Below are 17,103 nucleotides of genomic sequence, written 5' to 3'. Positions count from 1 at the left end.
CTACTGCCCTACCGGGGTTTCGCGTTCTGATGTCATGTCATAGAGCTGATATTTACGGCCTAACATCTGACCGCCATCACGGGTGAGAGGCGTCCACGAGACCACCGCCCGGTTGCGATTTGGGCCGATCGTCATTAGATCAAGCGGGATCGAGATGTAGAAGCCTTTGCTAAAGCCACCTTCGCCATAATCCTCTTTCGAGACGTTGGTCAGCGCCGCCCAGACGCCTACCGTCACGCCGCTGTCGAATCGCTTCGCGACGTCGAGGGTGGCGCCTTTATCCTTCGCCAGGTACTGCCCGACGCTCAGCTTCATCAACACACTGTTGAGCTTCGCCGGGTTCCAGTAGGCGGTGATAAATCCGGTTGGCGCGCTGTAGTCGGTGAAGCGCATCATGTCGTCCCAGTCGCGCTGCTTGACGTAGTTCGCATCCACGCCCAGCGCCCAGTCGCTATCAAGCGGGCGCCAGAGCGCCTCTGCTCCCACGCCGCCGTACATGGTTTCGAGGTAGCCGCCATAAATCTGGGCATAGAAGCCGTGCCCCAGCGCATCGACATAGTTGGCCTGTAAGTTGTTGATGTAGACGTCATTGCTGACATAATCGCGAATATGGGTTCTGACGCGCGGCAGGCTGGAGTCAGCGGGAAGCAGCGAGGATTTGAACTTGTCGTAGTTGTTATAGAGGTTGGCGAACACGCCGCCGTCGAGCAGCAGACGATCGGTCAGCCAGTAGCTGGCGCTGGCCATCACCCCCACCTGGAACATATAGAAATCTTCCGGACCGCCCAGCGACTGCGCCAGCGTCGGTTTGAAGCTGTAGCTGAAGCGATCGGCGCGAATACGGTAGCCGCGCCCGAACGCTGTAGTATCCACAGGCTCGACGCGCTGCTGTTTGAGCGCCTCCTCCTGGCCGAGCGGCTCTCCCGCCAGCTGTTTGCGCAGGCTGGTGACATCGGTTTGCGTCGTGACCAGCGGCAGATGGTCACGCCGCTGGGTGATAGCGATCGTGTCGACCCCGTCGGGCAGGTTATTGATCAGAATACGGTTGGCGCGATCCACCGCTTCGCGCGGATCGCGATAGCGATACTGTTCGCCGGTCATGTATAAGGTATTGCCGTGCTGAAGGATCTCCGGCGCATCGAAGCCTGCGTTGTACTTAAGCGCGGTGAGCTGGTTTGCCGCCGAGGTATAGTCCAGCGTCTCGCCTGCCGGTGCCGGTTGCCAGGCCGGTTTCGGGTTATCACGCAGCGCGGGGCGCAGATCGTTAAAGTTGGTCCGCAGGGTGAAGCCAAACATCAGCGTATTGCCGCGCTCGTAGCTGAGGTTGAGATCGGCCCAGTCGGCAACGCGATAGACTGCCCCCACGTTGATATGGCTCGACTGCTTAATGGAGCCGGCAAAATCATCGGCATAATTGTTGCCGTCATACTCGAGCTTCAGGCGCAGGGGCTGCCAGGGCGTCTGATACTGGAGGCCGCCAAACAGCGACGCCGGACCACGAAACATATCGCTAAAGCTGATATCCCCGGCATCATGTGATTCGCCGCGGGTGCAATACTTATTGTTGTCGTGGCACAGCGGGTTACCCACGTTGTCGCTATTACCGGGATATCCCCAGGCTATTCCAAAGGTAAAATCGACCGGTCCGGCCATTTTACTGGCAACCAGATATTCACCGTCGAACAGGCCGGTGCCCGCAATATCGCGCTTGCCGAGCGCCACCTGCGGCAGGCTATAGTCCTCTTCCCACAGACGAACCTTAAAATCGAATGACTTATCCTTGTAGCTTTGATCGCCGCTGAAATCCTCGTCGCTGCTGTATTTGCGGGTGCGGACGTCGGTATAACGAATCGTCCCTTCCAGCCACGGAAAGAGCACGACCGAAGAGGAGTAAAAACGATACTGGTTGTTATCGCGGTAGTTGACGCTGAATTCCCCTTCCCGACCAAAGCGCGCGTCGGGCATTTGCATCAGGCCGGTGCCGCCAAAGTCGGACTGTGAAGGTCCGGTCGGATCGGGCCAGGTACGCAGCTCCGCGTGGCAGGCAGAAGAGATCGCCAGAGCAAGGCCGCTCAGTAAAAAAAGTTTGTTCATCAGTCAGGTATCCGCCGCGTCAGGAGCGCAACGATTTGCTCATTCAGACCGGTAAAATCGTCCGGCACCGCCCGGGGATCAAACCCCACCCACAGAACAGCGCCCGGCTCTGCTTCAATATGGCGTGCGTTCCAGTACGCCACCGGCGCAACAACCCTACTGCCGTCAGGATCGATAACGGTCACGTTATTCCTGTCGGCGCCAGCCAGCCGCAGCTGCCCCTGTAAGTAATCCCTGATGCTTGCGCCCGGTCGCCAGGCCAGTTTCCCCGGTGTGGCGACCGCCCCCATCAGCGTGACGGTGCGGGGCGCAGGCGAGAGCCACAGATCGTAACGGCCCTCAAGGGAACGATCGCCGCGGGCGTCGGTACGCACGGCGTCTGGATCGAGGCTGACAAACTGCCGCCCGACGATCCGCAGGGAGCGGATCTGTGTAGCGACAGCGCGAATGGTCGCGATCTGCTCGTCATCGGCACGATTCTGCCAGGCTGAAAGCGACGCCAGCACCTGCTGTTGCGTCTGTTGCGCTCGCCGCGTGGCGGAAGGGGTTGCGATGACAGCGCCCTGCCACCAGACGTTGTTCAACTGCGGCTGGGTGACCAGCCGGGAGAGCGTATCGGCCTGTCCAGCAGACCACGTTTTGCCCGGCTGATGCACGGTAACGACGCTTGCGCATAAGGCGGGCAGGCTGAAGAGAGATAGCCCTACGCCAGGTAACCATTTTCTGAGTCTGTTCATGGGGCGGGCTTCAACATCGTCATGGTGACAGGGAATACGCCCGCGCCGAGCATCTGTTCGCTCTGGCGTACCTGGCCGGTGGCGGAATCAATCCAGAAGGTGTTATGCCAGCGACGATCGAGGCCGTCGGCCTGCACCGTCTCCTGCCAGACCTGACAACGTAGCGTGTTTCCGGCAAGGGTCAGGTTTTCCGTCCCGCTCAGGGAGAAGCGCGAGGTCAGGTGTGCGGAGCGATACCGCCCCTCTTCCTGCCAGCGCACATCACGCGACCACTGGCTGCCGTCGCGGAGCTGCGGCGTGTGGCGCAGCGGATCGTGCTCAAGGTTGGTTACCTCAAGCAGGTTATAAGGGAGCTTGAGCGTGTGGATAAGGCGACCGTTATGCGTGACGATCATCGCATTATCCTGCGATAACCACTTACTGTTTCCCTGCTCGATGTATCCGAGAACCACCAGGATCCTCGGGCCATTATCCAGACGCAGGTACATGGTTGAGTATGGGAGCACCTGAATCTGCCCGTCCGTTACCGTCACATCCTGGCGCCCGTCCAGGCTGGCGTTAAAGGTCTCAATAATGCTCTGCTGGCTCGGCGTACATCCCTGGATCAGCAGAGTCATGATGAGCAGAATAAACAGTCTCACCAGAAATCCTTGATTAAATAACATTGAAATCAATTAAATACCCGGCTTTGATATCGCCACCGGGTCAAGTCGTTGCGCTGTTCAGCGCAAGGCTATATCGCCTTGCGCACCAGCCTTAGCGGGTAACTGTCGTCGTGGAAGTACCATTGCCTGAGTCATCGCCACTGTCGCTTACCGCGACAACGGCTAACGTCGCTACGCCGGCAATCGCAGCGGTGGTGACAACAGCGGTTGTCCCAATCGCGCCTGCCGCCAGTCCCCCCGTAGTGCCAGCGGTAGTTCCCACCGTTGCTCCGGTTGTTGTACCGGTTGTTGCTGCGCTGGTGCTACCTGCTTCGGTGGTAGCGCCTATAGCAGGCAGGGCAGTCGCCAGCGTGAGTGCCGTCAGCACTGTACAAAGCGTCCTTTTCATTTTTGGTCCTCATTCAAATGAAGGAAAATATGAGCACCTGGAAACCAGGTCCCGGTTAACGGGCATAAAGCCCGGGGCTGAATTCCGGCCCGACAGGGACGGAAAATCATCCATGTAAAAGCCCTGGGCTCTGAACACCAGCGCATATAAACCGCCAGGATATATTTCGGTACCCTTAATTGCTTCAATTGGAGTTCAGATAGTTAACTCCCTCACGAGGTGCAAAAAGAAAGGAAAACGCAGAAGTGATGCGAAATGCACCCCAGCGGTAACTACCTTAAAAATTTTTGATAAGATAATTCTTATAATATTTTGACGCAATGATTTCCGGCAGAATAAATATGACTAATTGTTAACCAGAAAACACTCAACATATTATTAATAAAATAATTAACAAACTGAAATTAAAAGCAAAAATACGAACAATACTCAGACTGCATTGCCTATAACTCCTTCATTCCCGGCTATTGCTCTCGATTAATAGTGATTGAGATCAATTAAGCCGTTCTCTCAAAGAAAATAAAAACGCAAGCAGAGCAAATTCTGAAATTGGGTTCAGGGATAATATTTCCTCAAAATATATTTGCCATGAATAATTCATTTATATTCATAATTATTGCGTATATAAACCGCGTCTCATAAATACGCTATTCACGGCAGCGGAAGTGTGCCCCCTCGCCAGTCTGTTCAGGAGCGCACGCAGATTAAAATCCACCGATGTGCTCTGCGGCCAGCCATTTTGCCAGGGCATCAATCTGAGGCTGATGCAGCCAGTTTACGATCTGGCGGGCCTTCTCCTGCCCGACACCCGGCAGCATCCGCCACTCCGCTTCGCTTCGCTGAATCAGCGCCTGCCAGGTGCGATCCCCTGCCGCCTTGAGCGTCGACCGGGCCAGCGGTATTCCCATCGCGGTGATCCAGCGGATAAAAGGTCGCTCCCGCGCCAGGTTAAACTGATGCCACAGCGCAGCGCCATGCGATGCCGATATCCCCGCCGTCGCGGTGAGCTGCGCCTGCGTGAGCTGTAGCCAGGAGAAGAGGTGCTTAAACCGATGCGCCTGATAGAGGGTCCGCCATCCTGATTCGCCCATTCCTTCGATATCTAACGCCTGCCTGGAACTTAGCCACGTCAGCCGGGCAAAAAATTGCTCCATGCACTCCGGAGAGGCATAGAAACAGGTTAAGCCGTTATAGCGCGATGAGGGCGGCTGCGGTTTACGGCGATCCACATTGCGCCACACCACGTTATCCAGCCGGGGAATACCTTGTCCCGCCAGGCTTACCAGCACCTGATCGCCGGGGGCAATATCCAGCCTCTGCCAGCGGTTAACCGACCCTAAGCTGACGCGCTGTACGCGTTTATCGTCGAGCATCAGCGGCTCAAGCTGCGCAATCGCGGTGATCCGCCCGGTACGGCCAACGGTAAAGTGAATCGCTTTGACCTCCGTCACCTGGGCCACAGGAAGGTATTTCCATGCGACGACCCAACTCCCTTCCCCCGGCAGCCATCGCTCGCCCGGCGGCTCTGCCGAGGCGCGGACCACAATGCCATCCGTGGCGAAGGGCAACGAAGCCTTAAACCAGGCCGTCCGCTGCGCCTCCACGTCAGCCGCGTTTTTAACCGGCAGGGTATAGCGGGCCGTCAGGGTAAAACCTGCCTCCGCCAGCGCGGAAAGGCGTGCTTTCATCGCTTTTGGGCCGTTCGGCCAGGCCCAGATAAAAATGCCTGTCTGCTTCAGCGCTGCGCGATCGGTCGCGCGCATCATCGCTCCCGCTACCTTCGCACGCGCGTTCATCCCCCCCATCCGCTGCTGGATATGCCCGTCGCGCAGCAGAAAAAGTTCACCCTGCAACACGCTGTTGGCAAGCGGCCCGGCCAGCGTTTGCGGAATAGCGGGGATCATTCGCGCCTGTGCCGTCCACTCTTCCCCCTGTAAGCCGTCGCCCCGGCTAATCGCCTGCACCAGCTTGCCGTTTTTGTAGACCAGGGTGACCGCAACGCCATCCACCTTTGGCTGTACCCAGAGATCCTGCTGCGTCGCCATCCAGCGGCTAAGCGCCTGCTTGCTTTCTACCTTATGCACGCCGGTATGGGCGAAGGGATGTTTCACCGTCCCACTGGCAGCTGGAAGATCGTCGTGCAGCGGTTCATCGTGAAAACAGCGCTGCCACTGTTTTAAGCGGGCGTTAAGCCTGTCGTAAACGTCGTCGCTCACCTCGCTGCGGCCCTGCTTCCAGTAATCATCATTCCAGCGGGTCAGCTGCGCCTTCAGGGCCGCGATCTCCTGCCCGGCTTTAGCCGGTGACCAGACCGGGCAGATAGCCATCGCCCCGCTGCTTAAGAAGATCATCAGTATGCTTATCCATTTCACCATTATTACCCCTCCCTGTTTTGCGAAGGGTATACCCTGCCCGGGAGCCGCAGACCAGCTGCAAAATTGCATTTTACGAGCGCGCTTCAGCGCATTGTTTTTATTGCAGCAAAAAGAAGGTAAAAGCTGAAAACGGCACGCAAAATTTAATCATCCAGGGGAAAAAGTGTGACAAAGGCTACGTCACACAGCGGCGACGTGTATAATAAGCCCGTATGTAGGACTTCTTCGTTAACACATACAAAAGACTCTCATGGCTCAAGGCACGCTTTATATTGTTTCTGCCCCTAGTGGCGCGGGTAAATCCAGCCTTATTCAGGCACTGTTAAAAACCCAACCGTTGTACGATACGCAGGTTTCTGTTTCTCACACCACGCGAGCACCGCGTCCGGGTGAAGTGCACGGTGAACACTATTTCTTTGTGAATCACGACGAATTCAGAGCGATGATTGGCAGAGACGCGTTTCTTGAACACGCAGAAGTTTTCGGTAACTACTACGGTACTTCGCGTGAAACCATTGAGCAGGTTCTGGCGACCGGCGTGAACGTGTTCCTGGATATCGACTGGCAGGGCGCGCAGCAAATTCGTAAGAAAATGCCTGATTCGCGCAGTATCTTTATTTTACCGCCATCGAAAGATGAACTGGATCGTCGCCTGCGTGGTCGCGGCCAGGACAGCGAAGAAGTTATCGCGAAGCGTATGGCGCAAGCTGTTGCAGAAATGAGCCATTACGCGGAATATGATTACCTTATTGTGAATGATGATTTTGATGCCGCGCTGAGCGATCTCAAAACTATCCTTCGCGCAGAACGTCTGCGTATGAGCCGCCAGAAGCAGCGACATGACGCATTAATCACCAAACTGTTGGCAGACTGAACCCACTTTCAGTATCATGCCCAGTCATTTCTTCACCTGTGGAGCATTTTAAGTATGGCACGCGTAACTGTTCAGGACGCTGTAGAGAAAATTGGTAACCGTTTTGACCTGGTGCTGGTCGCCGCGCGTCGCGCTCGTCAGATGCAGGTAGGCGGTAAAGATCCGCTGGTACCGGAAGAAAACGATAAAACCACCGTTATTGCACTTCGCGAAATCGAAGAAGGTCTGATCAACAACCAGATCCTCGACGTGCGTGAGCGCCAGGAGCAGCAAGAGCAGGAAGCCGCTGAATTACAAGCTGTTACCGCTATTGCTGAAGGTCGTCGTTAATTAAACCTGCGGGTCGCCCTTGTATCTGTTTGAAAGCCTGAATCAACTGATTCAAACCTACCTGCCTGAAGACCAGATTAAGCGTCTTCAGCAGGCGTATCTCGTTGCACGTGACGCTCACGAGGGCCAGACACGTTCAAGCGGTGAACCCTATATCACGCACCCGGTAGCGGTGGCCTGTATTCTGGCCGAGATGAAACTCGACTACGAAACGCTGATGGCCGCCCTGCTGCATGACGTGATTGAAGATACCCCTGCCACCTACCAGGACATGGAACAGCTGTTTGGCAAAAGCGTTGCCGAGCTGGTGGAAGGGGTCTCTAAGCTTGATAAGCTAAAATTCCGCGACAAGAAAGAGGCGCAAGCCGAAAACTTTCGCAAGATGATCATGGCGATGGTGCAGGATATCCGCGTCATTCTCATCAAACTCGCGGACCGCACCCACAATATGCGCACGCTGGGCTCACTTCGCCCGGATAAACGTCGCCGCATCGCCCGTGAAACCCTCGAAATCTACAGTCCGCTGGCGCACCGTTTAGGTATTCATCACATTAAAACCGAGCTGGAAGAGCTGGGTTTTGAGGCGTTGTACCCGAACCGCTATCGCGTGATTAAAGAGGTGGTGAAAGCCGCTCGCGGTAACCGTAAAGAGATGATTCAAAAGATCCTCTCTGAAATCGAAGGGCGTTTGCAGGAAGCGGGCATTCCGTGCCGCGTGAGCGGTCGCGAAAAGCATTTGTACTCTATCTACTGCAAAATGGTGCTTAAAGAGCAGCGTTTTCACTCGATTATGGATATCTACGCGTTCCGCGTCATCGTCCACGATTCAGACACCTGTTATCGCGTGCTGGGGCAGATGCACAGCCTGTACAAGCCGCGTCCGGGGCGCGTCAAAGATTACATCGCCATTCCAAAAGCGAACGGATACCAGTCTTTGCACACCTCCATGATTGGCCCGCACGGTGTCCCTGTTGAGGTGCAGATTCGTACCGAAGATATGGATCAGATGGCGGAGATGGGTGTCGCGGCGCACTGGGCTTATAAAGAGCACGGCGGCGAAAGCAGCACCACCGCGCAAATCCGCGCCCAGCGCTGGATGCAGAGCCTGCTGGAGCTGCAACAGAGCGCAGGTAGCTCGTTTGAATTTATCGAGAGCGTTAAATCCGATCTCTTCCCGGATGAAATTTACGTTTTCACGCCGGAAGGGCGCATTGTCGAACTGCCTGCGGGCGCGACACCGGTCGACTTCGCTTACGCCGTGCATACCGATATCGGCCATGCCTGCGTAGGTGCCCGCGTCGACAGGCAGCCTTATCCGCTGTCGCAGCCGCTTTTCAGCGGACAGACGGTGGAGATCATTACCGCGCCGGGGGCACGTCCTAACGCCGCCTGGTTGAACTTTGTCGTGAGCTCAAAAGCGCGCGCAAAAATCCGCCAGCTGCTGAAAAACCTCAAGCGCGACGACTCCGTTAGCCTGGGGCGTCGTCTGCTCAATCACGCGCTGGGTGGCAGCCGCAAGCTGGCAGAGATCCCGCCAGAAAACATTCAGCATGAGCTGGAGCGTATGAAGCTCGCCTCGCTGGATGACCTGCTGGCAGAGATTGGTCTCGGCAACGCCATGAGCGTGGTCGTGGCGAAGAATCTGCAACAAGGCGAAACGACAGCCGTTCCTGCCACCACGCAAAATCATGGTCACCTGCCGATCAAAGGCGCTGACGGGGTGCTCATCACCTTCGCCAAATGCTGCCGTCCTATCCCGGGCGACCCGATTATTGCGCACGTCAGCCCGGGTAAAGGGCTGGTGATCCACCATGAATCCTGCCGTAACATCCGTGGCTATCAGAAAGAGCCTGAGAAGTTCATGGCGGTCGAGTGGGATAAAGAGACGGCGCAGGAATTTATCACTGAAATCAAGGTGGATATGTTCAACCACCAGGGTGCCCTGGCGAACCTGACGGCAGCGATCAACACCGCCTCATCCAACATTCAAAGCCTGAATACGGAAGAAAAAGATGGCCGCGTTTATAGCGCCTTTATTCGCCTGACCGCCCGTGACCGTGTGCATCTGGCCAATATTATGCGCAAGATCCGCGTGATGCCGGACGTCATTAAAGTCACCCGTAACCGAAACTAGCATTATGAATTCAAAACGTTACGAGCGAATCTGCGAAATGCTCGCCAGGCGTCAGCCTGATCTGACGGTCTGCATGGAGCAGGTCCATAAACCTCATAACGTCTCTGCTATCGTCCGCACCGCAGATGCCGTCGGCGTGCATGAAGTCCACGCCGTCTGGCCTGGCGCACGTATGCGTACCATGGCCTCCACCGCCGCAGGCAGCAACAGCTGGGTATCCGTGAAAACTCACCAGACTATTGGTGAAGCGGTCTCGCACCTGAAAGGGCGTGGCATGCAGGTTCTGGCAACCAACCTCTCTGCTAAAGCCGTGGATTTCCGTGAGATCGACTACACCCGTCCGACCTGTATTTTAATGGGCCAGGAGAAAACGGGGATCACGCAGGAAGCACTGGATTTGGCCGATCGGGACATCATCATTCCAATGATCGGCATGGTCCAGTCACTCAACGTGTCGGTCGCCTCAGCGCTGATCCTGTATGAAGCGCAGCGCCAGCGTCAGAATGCCGGAATGTACGAGCGCAGCAACAGCATGCTGCCTGAAGAGGAGCAGCAGCGCCTGCTGTTTGAAGGTGGCTATCCGGTGCTGGCTCGCGTTGCGAAGCAGAAGAAATTGCCTTACCCCCACGTCAACGCGCAGGGCGAAATTGAAGCCGATGCCGAGTGGTGGTCCACCATGCAGTACGCGGGGTAAATCATGAAAGGCCGCCTGCTGGACGCCATACCGCTCAACAGCCTGACGGGCGTGGGCGCGGCACAAAGCAGTAAACTGGCGAAGATAGGCCTGCACACCGTGCAGGATCTCCTGCTCCACCTCCCCCTGCGTTACGAAGACCGTACTCAGCTTTATAAGATTGGCGATCTGCTGCCCGCTATTTACGCCACCGTTGAAGGGGAAGTGCTGAACTGCAACATCACCTTTGGCGGACGCAGGATGATGACCTGCCAGATCAGCGACGGCACCGGCATTCTCACCATGCGCTTTTTCAACTTCAATGCGGCGATGAAAAATAGCCTTGCCACTGGACGACGCGTACTTGCGTACGGTGAAGCCAAACGGGGCAAATACGGCGCGGAGATGATCCACCCGGAATACCGCGTGCAGGGCGATCTCAGCTCACCTGAGCTACAGGAGACGCTCACGCCGGTCTATCCAACCACTGAAGGCATTAAGCAGGCTACGCTGCGCAAGCTCACCGACCAGGCGCTGGAGCTGCTTGATACCTGCGCCATTAACGAGCTGCTGCCGCCGGAGCTGGCGCAGGGCATGATGAGCCTGCCGGAGGCGTTGCGCACCCTGCACCGTCCACCGCCAACGCTTCAGCTTGTTGATTTAGAGAGCGGGAAACACCCCGCCCAACGGCGTCTTATCCTTGAGGAATTACTGGCTCACAACCTGAGCATGCTGGCCCTGCGCGCAGGTGCGCAGCGTTTCCACGCGCAGCCATTAAGCCAGCGTGATGAGCTCAAAGATAAGCTGCTGGCCTCACTGCCGTTTAAACCCACCGGCGCCCAGGCGCGGGTGACTGCCGAGATCGAACGCGATATGGCGCTGGATGTGCCAATGATGCGCCTGGTGCAGGGCGACGTGGGTTCCGGTAAAACGCTGGTCGCCGCGCTGGCCGCTTTGCGCGCCATCGCCCACGGTAAGCAGGTGGCGCTGATGGCGCCGACGGAACTGCTGGCCGAGCAGCACGCCAACAATTTCCGTAACTGGTTTGCCCCGCTGGGAATCGAAGTGGGCTGGCTGGCCGGGAAGCAGAAGGGCAAAGCGCGCCTTGCGCAGCAGGACGCCATTGCCAGCGGGCAGGTGCAGATGATTGTCGGCACGCACGCCATTTTCCAGGAACAGGTGCAGTTTAACGGCCTGGCGCTGGTGATTATCGACGAACAGCACCGCTTTGGTGTTCATCAGCGTCTGGCGCTGTGGGAGAAAGGTCTGCAACAGGGCTTCCACCCGCATCAGCTGATCATGACCGCCACGCCGATTCCGCGCACCCTGGCGATGACGGCCTATGCCGATCTGGATACCTCCACCATCGACGAGCTGCCGCCGGGCCGTACGCCGGTGACGACGGTCGCCATTCCGGACACGCGCCGCAGCGATATCATTGACCGCGTGCGCAACGCCTGCACCCAGGAAGGGCGTCAGGCTTACTGGGTCTGTACCCTGATTGAAGAGTCTGAGCTGCTGGAAGCGCAGGCTGCCGAAGCCACGTGGGAAGAGTTAAAGCTCGCCCTGCCGGAGCTGAACGTCGGTCTGGTTCACGGGCGCATGAAGCCTGCCGAGAAGCAGGCGGTGATGCAGTCGTTCAAACAGGGCGAGCTGCATTTACTCGTTGCGACCACGGTCATCGAAGTGGGCGTGGACGTGCCGAACTCCAGCCTAATGATTATCGAAAACCCGGAGCGTCTCGGCCTGGCGCAGCTCCACCAGCTTCGCGGGCGCGTCGGCCGTGGCGCGATCGCCTCTCACTGCGTGCTGCTCTACAAAGCCCCGCTGTCGAAAACCGCGCAGATGCGTTTGCAGGTATTACGCGACAGCAATGACGGCTTCGTGATTGCGCAAAAAGATCTGGAGATCCGCGGCCCGGGCGAACTGCTGGGCACGCGTCAGACGGGTAACGCCGAATTTAAAGTGGCGGATTTGTTGCGCGATCAGGCCATGATCCCCGAAGTACAACGCCTTGCGCGTCATATTCATGAACGCTACCCCGAACAGGCGGCAGCGTTAATTGAACGCTGGATGCCGGAAACCGAGCGGTATTCCAACGCCTGACGGTCAGCCAAACATCGGCAGCATCAGGTAGAGCTTAATGACCAGCGCGTTGACGATATCAATGAAGAATGCGCCCACCATCGGCACCACCAGAAACGCCATGTGCGACGGGCCGAACCGTTCGGTGATCGCCTGCATATTCGCGATGGCCGTTGGCGTCGCTCCCAGACCAAACCCACAGTGGCCCGCAGCCAGTACCGCCGCATCATAGTTTTTGCCCATCATGCGCCAGGTAACAAAGATGGCATACAGCGCCATGAACACGGCCTGCACCGCCAGGATCGCCACCATCGGCAGCGCCAGCGAGGCCAGTTCCCACAGCTTGAGGCTCATCAGCGCCATCGCCAGGAACAGCGACAGGCTGACGTTCCCCAGCACGGACACTGCGCGCTCAAAGACGCGGTAGAAGCCCATCTGCGCCAGACCGTTGCTCAGGATCACCCCGATAAACAGCACGCAGACAAAGGTTGGCAGTTCGAAAGCCGTTCCCGCCAGCCATTGCGCAACGATTTTGCCCACGGTAAGGCAGATGGCAATCATGGCGATGGTTTCAATCATCACCAGCGAGGTGATGCTGCGGCCAACGTCCGGTTTTTCAAATGCCGTCGGCACCATTTCATCGTCTGGCCTGCCTTCCGGCGTGGTGGAGTGTTTCACCAGATAGCGCGCCACCGGGCCGCCAATCAGCCCGCCAAGCACCAGGCCAAAGGTCGCGCAGGCCATTGCCACTTCCGTTGCGTTTTCAAAGCCATAGCGTTCGATGAACAGCTTGCTCCACGCCGCGCCCGTTCCGTGGCCACCTGACAGGGTAATCGACCCCGCCAGCAGACCCATCAGCGGATCCAGCCCCAGCAGCGACGCCATACCGATGCCGATGGCGTTTTGCATCAGCAGCAGGCCCACCACAACAATCAGAAACACGCCCAGCACCTTGCCGCCCGAACGCAGGCTTGCGAGGTTAGCGTTCAGGCCGATAGTAGCAAAGAAGGCCAGCATCAACGGATCTTTCAGGGACATATCAAAATCGATTTCCCAGCCCATGCTTTTTTTCAGTACCAGCAGGGCCAGCGCCACCAGCAATCCACCGGCGACAGGTTCAGGAATGGTGTACTTTTTCAGAAAGGAAACACTGTGTACCAGCTTGCGACCAAGCAGAAGAACCAGCGTTGCGGCAACAAGGGTCGACAACGTATCGAGATGAATCATAAAAGGCTCCTGTTATGCGCGTGTTCCATACACACGCGGCGTTATCCTGGGCCGGGTGATGCTCGTCATGAGCCGCCGGCGCGAAAAGTGTAATTTTTTTTTCCTGTTCGTTGTAGAAAACCTGCTCACACCGGCAGATTTTCTCTCTTTTTTTTGCTGGCAATCGTTTGCTTTTACCAGGTGGTCAGCTAAAATGCCCGCTTTTCCACCGTGGGATTGCCGCCGATGTCTGTTAACACTCTGGAGTCTGCTGATGCGCAACCGATTGCGCAGAAGCAAAACAGCGAACTGATTTACCGCCTTGAAGATCGTCCCCCGCTGCCTCAAACCCTGTTTGCCGCCTGCCAGCACCTGCTGGCGATGTTCGTTGCGGTCATCACGCCGGCTCTGCTGATTTGCCAGGCGCTGGGGTTACCGGCGCAGGATACGCAACACATCATCAGTATGTCTCTGTTCGCTTCCGGCGTGGCCTCCATCATTCAAATTAAAGCCTGGGGTCCGGTGGGCTCGGGTTTGCTGTCGATTCAGGGCACCAGCTTTAACTTTGTGGCGCCGCTGATCATGGGCGGTACGGCACTGAAAACCGGCGGCGCAGATGTCCCGACGATGATGGCGGCGCTTTTCGGCACCCTGATGCTGGCAAGCTGCACAGAGATGATCATTTCCCGCGTTCTGCACCTGGCGCGCCGGGTGATCACCCCGCTGGTCTCCGGCGTGGTGGTGATGATTATCGGCCTGTCACTGATCCAGGTGGGTCTGACCTCCATCGGGGGCGGCTACGCGGCAATGAGCGACCATACCTTCGGCGCGCCGAAAAACCTGCTGCTGGCAGGCGTGGTGCTGGCGATCATTATTCTGCTTAACCGCCAGCGTAACCCGTACCTGCGCGTGGCATCGCTGGTGATCGCCATGGCGGCCGGTTACCTGCTGGCGTGGGCGCTGGGCATGCTGCCGGAAAACACCACCCCAACCAACAGCGCGTTGATTACCGTGCCAACGCCGCTCTACTACGGCCTGGGCATTGACTGGAGTCTGCTCCTGCCGCTGATGCTGGTCTTTATGATCACTTCGCTGGAAACCATTGGCGATATCACCGCCACCTCCGACGTGTCCGAGCAGCCGGTCTCCGGCCCGCTGTACATGAAACGTCTGAAAGGCGGCGTGCTGGCGAACGGACTGAACTCGTTTGTCTCGGCGGTGTTCAACACCTTCCCGAACTCCTGCTTTGGCCAGAACAACGGCGTGATCCAGCTGACCGGCGTGGCCAGCCGCTACGTGGGCTTCGTGGTAGCGCTGATGCTGGTGGTCCTCGGCCTGTTCCCGGCGGTGAGCGGGTTTGTGCAGCACATCCCTGAGCCGGTGCTGGGCGGCGCGACGCTGGTCATGTTCGGTACCATCGCGGCCTCTGGCGTGCGTATCGTCTCCCGCGAGCCGCTGAACCGCCGCGCAATCATGATTATTGCGCTGTCTCTCGCCGTAGGGCTTGGCGTCTCCCAGCAGCCGATGATTTTGCAGTTTGCCCCGGACTGGGTGAAAAACCTGCTCTCTTCCGGCATCGCCGCGGGCGGTATTACCGCTATTGTGCTGAATCTCATTTTCCCGCCTGAAAAGAACTGATCCCCACACGGCAGGCTGTCAATGCCTGCCGTGACATCTCTTTACACCATTCCCGCCTTGAGCATTGCGCATAAATCGTGCATAACACCCTTATGTGCGTTTCGCGGGAAGGAAGACCATGAAATTTATTGGAAAGCTGCTTATCTATCTTCTGGTAGCCCTGCTCATTGTAGTGCTCGCCTTTTATTTTCTGCTCCAGACCCGCTGGGGCGCATCGCAGGTCAGCAGCTGGATCACGGTGAATACCGATTACGAGCTCAACTTTGACCTGATGGATCACCGCTTTTCATCCCCTTCTCACATCCTTCTGGAAAACGTTACCTTCGGACGAGATGGCAAACCGGCCACGCTGGTCGCTAAAAAAGTGGATATTGGCTTAAGCAGCCGCCAGATCACCGACCCGCTGCATATGGATGCCATCACCCTGTTCGATGGCACGCTGAATTTATCGCCGCAGACGGCGCCGCTGCCGTTCCAGGCCGACCGTCTGCAACTGAATAACATGGCCTTTAACAGCCCGAATACGGAGTGGGATCTCAGTGCGCAAAAGGTGACCGGCGGCGTCAGCCCGTGGCAGCCCGAGGCGGGGAACGTACTCGGGAAAAATGCGCAAATCCAGATGAGCGCCGGGTCGCTCACGCTCAACGGCATACCGGCCAACAACGTGCTGATTCAGGGACAACTCAACGGCAAAGAGGTGGTGCTGAATACCATCGGTGCCGATATGGCGCGCGGCTCGCTGACGGGCTCGGCTCTGCGTAATGCCGACGGTGGCTGGGTTATCAACACCCTGCGTCTGAATGAGATCCGCCTGCAAAGCGACAAATCGCTGCTGGATTTCTTCGCCCCTCTCTCCACCCTGCCTTCGTTACAGATTGGGCGGCTGGAAGTGACCGATGCCCGTCTACAGGGGCCAGACTGGGCGGTAACCGACCTCGATCTCAGCCTGCGTAACCTCACCCTGAGTAAAGGTGACTGGCAAAGCCAGGAGGGACGGTTATCCATGAACGCCAGCGAATTTATCTACGGCTCGCTGCATCTGTTTGACCCTATCCTGAATGCGGAATTCTCCCCGCAGGGCATTGCGCTGCGTCAGTTCACCTCCCGCTGGGAAGGGGGCATGGTGCGTACCTCCGGCAACTGGCTGCGCGAGGGTCAGGCGCTGGTGCTGGACGACGTTGCCATTGCCGGGCTGGAATATACGCTTCCGGAAAACTGGAAAACGCTGTGGATGGACCCGCTTCCGGCATGGCTGAACAGCGTGACGCTAAAAAAATTCGGCCTGAGCCGCAACCTGGTGATCGACATCGATCCGGCGTTCCCGTGGCAGATCACCTCCCTCGACGGTTATGGCGCTAATCTGCGGCTGGCGCAGGATCACAAGTGGGGCGTGTGGGGCGGTAACGCAACCCTCAACGGGGCGGCAGCAACCTTTAACCGCGTCGACGTGCGTCGCCCGTCGCTGGCGCTGAATGCCAACGCCGCAACGGTAAATATTACCGAGCTGAGCGCCTTTACCGAGAAAGGGATCCTGGAAGCGACCGCCACCGTGTCACAGCTGCCACAGCGACAAACCACCGTGAGCCTGAACGGGCGCGGTGTACCACTCAACGTTATGCAGCAGTGGGGCTGGCCAGCGCTGCCGATTGCGGGCGACGGCAATATTCAGCTCACCGCCAGCGGAAGCGTGCAGGCCAATGCGCCGCTGAAGCCGACGGTGAATGGGAAGCTGAGCGCGGTGAATATGGATAAACGGCAGGTGCAACAGAAGATGACCGGCGGGATGGTGTCGACGGTGGCTCCGGCACAGTAAAAAGCCGGGTGGCGGCTTCGCCTTACCCGGCCTACGAGGTTTTGGTTCCTTCTACCGTGGGTGAGGGCATCAGACCGCATAATTACCGTAG

13 protein-coding genes are annotated in these 17,103 nt (G+C 57.5%); 7 read left to right on the top strand and 6 right to left on the bottom strand.

The window, feature by feature from the left end; all coding sequences use genetic code 11:
* The 5 genes from LOC22_RS11415 to ligB all read right to left on the bottom strand — a co-directional run bounded on the left by LOC22_RS11415 (position 1) and on the right by ligB (position 6,259).
* Positions 1–2,094 carry a YjbH domain-containing protein gene (locus tag LOC22_RS11415; protein WP_230238910.1) on the bottom strand — a complete coding sequence of 698 codons (2,094 nt, stop codon included), beginning with the start codon at positions 2,092–2,094 and terminating at the stop codon, positions 1–3.
* Positions 2,094–2,831 carry a capsule biosynthesis GfcC family protein gene (locus LOC22_RS11410; RefSeq protein ID WP_039269351.1) on the bottom strand — a complete coding sequence of 246 codons (738 nt, stop codon included), beginning with the start codon at positions 2,829–2,831 and terminating at the stop codon, positions 2,094–2,096. Before LOC22_RS11410 ends, LOC22_RS11415 begins: the two co-directional genes overlap by 1 nt.
* A complete protein-coding gene (locus LOC22_RS11405; RefSeq protein WP_023295702.1) occupies positions 2,828–3,472 on the bottom strand; it encodes a YjbF family lipoprotein in 645 nt (214 codons plus the stop codon). The genes LOC22_RS11410 and LOC22_RS11405 overlap by 4 nt, the downstream gene beginning before the upstream one ends.
* Before the next feature lie 115 nt (positions 3,473–3,587).
* On the bottom strand, positions 3,588–3,884 hold the full coding sequence (locus LOC22_RS11400; protein WP_017693971.1) for a hypothetical protein: 297 nt from the start codon (positions 3,882–3,884) through the stop codon (positions 3,588–3,590).
* Positions 3,885–4,588: 704 nt separating this feature from the next.
* Entirely contained in the window at positions 4,589–6,259 is a 1,671-nt protein-coding gene (gene ligB, locus LOC22_RS11395) for an NAD-dependent DNA ligase LigB (protein WP_230238909.1), read from the bottom strand.
* A 250-nt stretch (positions 6,260–6,509) separates the two neighbouring features.
* Between ligB and gmk the strand changes: the two genes are divergently transcribed.
* Genes gmk through recG form a run of 5 tightly spaced genes read left to right on the top strand, consistent with a single transcriptional unit; the run spans position 6,510 to position 12,376 of the window.
* Positions 6,510–7,133, top strand: coding sequence for a guanylate kinase (gmk, locus tag LOC22_RS11390; protein ID WP_006177710.1), 624 nt, complete (start codon positions 6,510–6,512; stop codon positions 7,131–7,133).
* 54 nt (positions 7,134–7,187) lie between these two features.
* Positions 7,188–7,463, top strand: a complete 276-nt coding sequence (gene rpoZ / locus LOC22_RS11385; RefSeq protein WP_000135058.1) for a DNA-directed RNA polymerase subunit omega — start codon at positions 7,188–7,190, stop codon at positions 7,461–7,463.
* Between the two features lie 19 nt (positions 7,464–7,482).
* Positions 7,483–9,597, top strand: a complete 2,115-nt coding sequence (gene spoT, locus LOC22_RS11380; protein WP_003860921.1) for a bifunctional GTP diphosphokinase/guanosine-3',5'-bis pyrophosphate 3'-pyrophosphohydrolase — start codon at positions 7,483–7,485, stop codon at positions 9,595–9,597.
* A gap of 4 nt (positions 9,598–9,601) precedes the next feature.
* A complete protein-coding gene (trmH, locus tag LOC22_RS11375) occupies positions 9,602–10,291 on the top strand; it encodes a tRNA (guanosine(18)-2'-O)-methyltransferase TrmH (protein WP_003860922.1) in 690 nt (229 codons plus the stop codon).
* 3 nt (positions 10,292–10,294) lie between these two features.
* Positions 10,295–12,376 carry an ATP-dependent DNA helicase RecG gene (gene recG / locus LOC22_RS11370; RefSeq protein ID WP_230238908.1) on the top strand — a complete coding sequence of 694 codons (2,082 nt, stop codon included), beginning with the start codon at positions 10,295–10,297 and terminating at the stop codon, positions 12,374–12,376.
* Between the two features lie 3 nt (positions 12,377–12,379).
* Here recG and gltS read toward each other — a convergent pair whose 3' ends face one another.
* The gene (gltS, locus tag LOC22_RS11365; RefSeq protein WP_006812438.1) at positions 12,380–13,582 is read right to left on the bottom strand and encodes a sodium/glutamate symporter; all 1,203 of its coding nucleotides are present in this window, start codon (positions 13,580–13,582) and stop codon (positions 12,380–12,382) included.
* Between the two features lie 225 nt (positions 13,583–13,807).
* Here gltS and xanP point away from each other — a divergent pair, with 225 nt between their 5' ends.
* Both xanP and LOC22_RS11355 read left to right on the top strand, forming a co-directional pair.
* Positions 13,808–15,199, top strand: coding sequence for a xanthine/proton symporter XanP (gene xanP, locus LOC22_RS11360; RefSeq protein WP_015570053.1), 1,392 nt, complete (start codon positions 13,808–13,810; stop codon positions 15,197–15,199).
* Between the two features lie 118 nt (positions 15,200–15,317).
* The gene (locus tag LOC22_RS11355) at positions 15,318–17,012 is read left to right on the top strand and encodes an AsmA family protein (protein WP_230238907.1); all 1,695 of its coding nucleotides are present in this window, start codon (positions 15,318–15,320) and stop codon (positions 17,010–17,012) included.
* Positions 17,013–17,103: the final 91 nt, after the last annotated feature.

This window comes from Enterobacter sp. AN-K1 (assembly GCF_020971765.1).
Classification (GTDB): Bacteria; Pseudomonadota; Gammaproteobacteria; order Enterobacterales; family Enterobacteriaceae; genus Enterobacter; species Enterobacter hormaechei_C.
The sequence above is the reverse complement of the archived record's forward strand: the minus strand, read 5'-3'. Positions and strand labels throughout refer to the sequence as shown.

Bases quoted from the DNA above. Each gene is read 5' to 3' on its own strand.
- LOC22_RS11410 (WP_039269351.1), bottom strand. From the start codon at position 2,831: ATGAACAGACTCAGAAAATGGTTACCTGGCGTAGGGCTATCTCTCTTC.
- LOC22_RS11415 (WP_230238910.1), bottom strand. From the start codon at position 2,094: ATGAACAAACTTTTTTTACTGAGCGGCCTTGCTCTGGCGATCTCTTCT.
- ligB (WP_230238909.1), bottom strand. From the start codon at position 6,259: ATGGTGAAATGGATAAGCATACTGATGATCTTCTTAAGCAGCGGGGCG.
- LOC22_RS11400 (WP_017693971.1), bottom strand. From the start codon at position 3,884: ATGAAAAGGACGCTTTGTACAGTGCTGACGGCACTCACGCTGGCGACT.
- gmk (WP_006177710.1), top strand. From the start codon at position 6,510: ATGGCTCAAGGCACGCTTTATATTGTTTCTGCCCCTAGTGGCGCGGGT.
- rpoZ (WP_000135058.1), top strand. From the start codon at position 7,188: ATGGCACGCGTAACTGTTCAGGACGCTGTAGAGAAAATTGGTAACCGT.
- recG (WP_230238908.1), top strand. From the start codon at position 10,295: ATGAAAGGCCGCCTGCTGGACGCCATACCGCTCAACAGCCTGACGGGC.
- LOC22_RS11355 (WP_230238907.1), top strand. From the start codon at position 15,318: ATGAAATTTATTGGAAAGCTGCTTATCTATCTTCTGGTAGCCCTGCTC.
- trmH (WP_003860922.1), top strand. From the start codon at position 9,602: ATGAATTCAAAACGTTACGAGCGAATCTGCGAAATGCTCGCCAGGCGT.
- xanP (WP_015570053.1), top strand. From the start codon at position 13,808: ATGTCTGTTAACACTCTGGAGTCTGCTGATGCGCAACCGATTGCGCAG.
- gltS (WP_006812438.1), bottom strand. From the start codon at position 13,582: ATGATTCATCTCGATACGTTGTCGACCCTTGTTGCCGCAACGCTGGTT.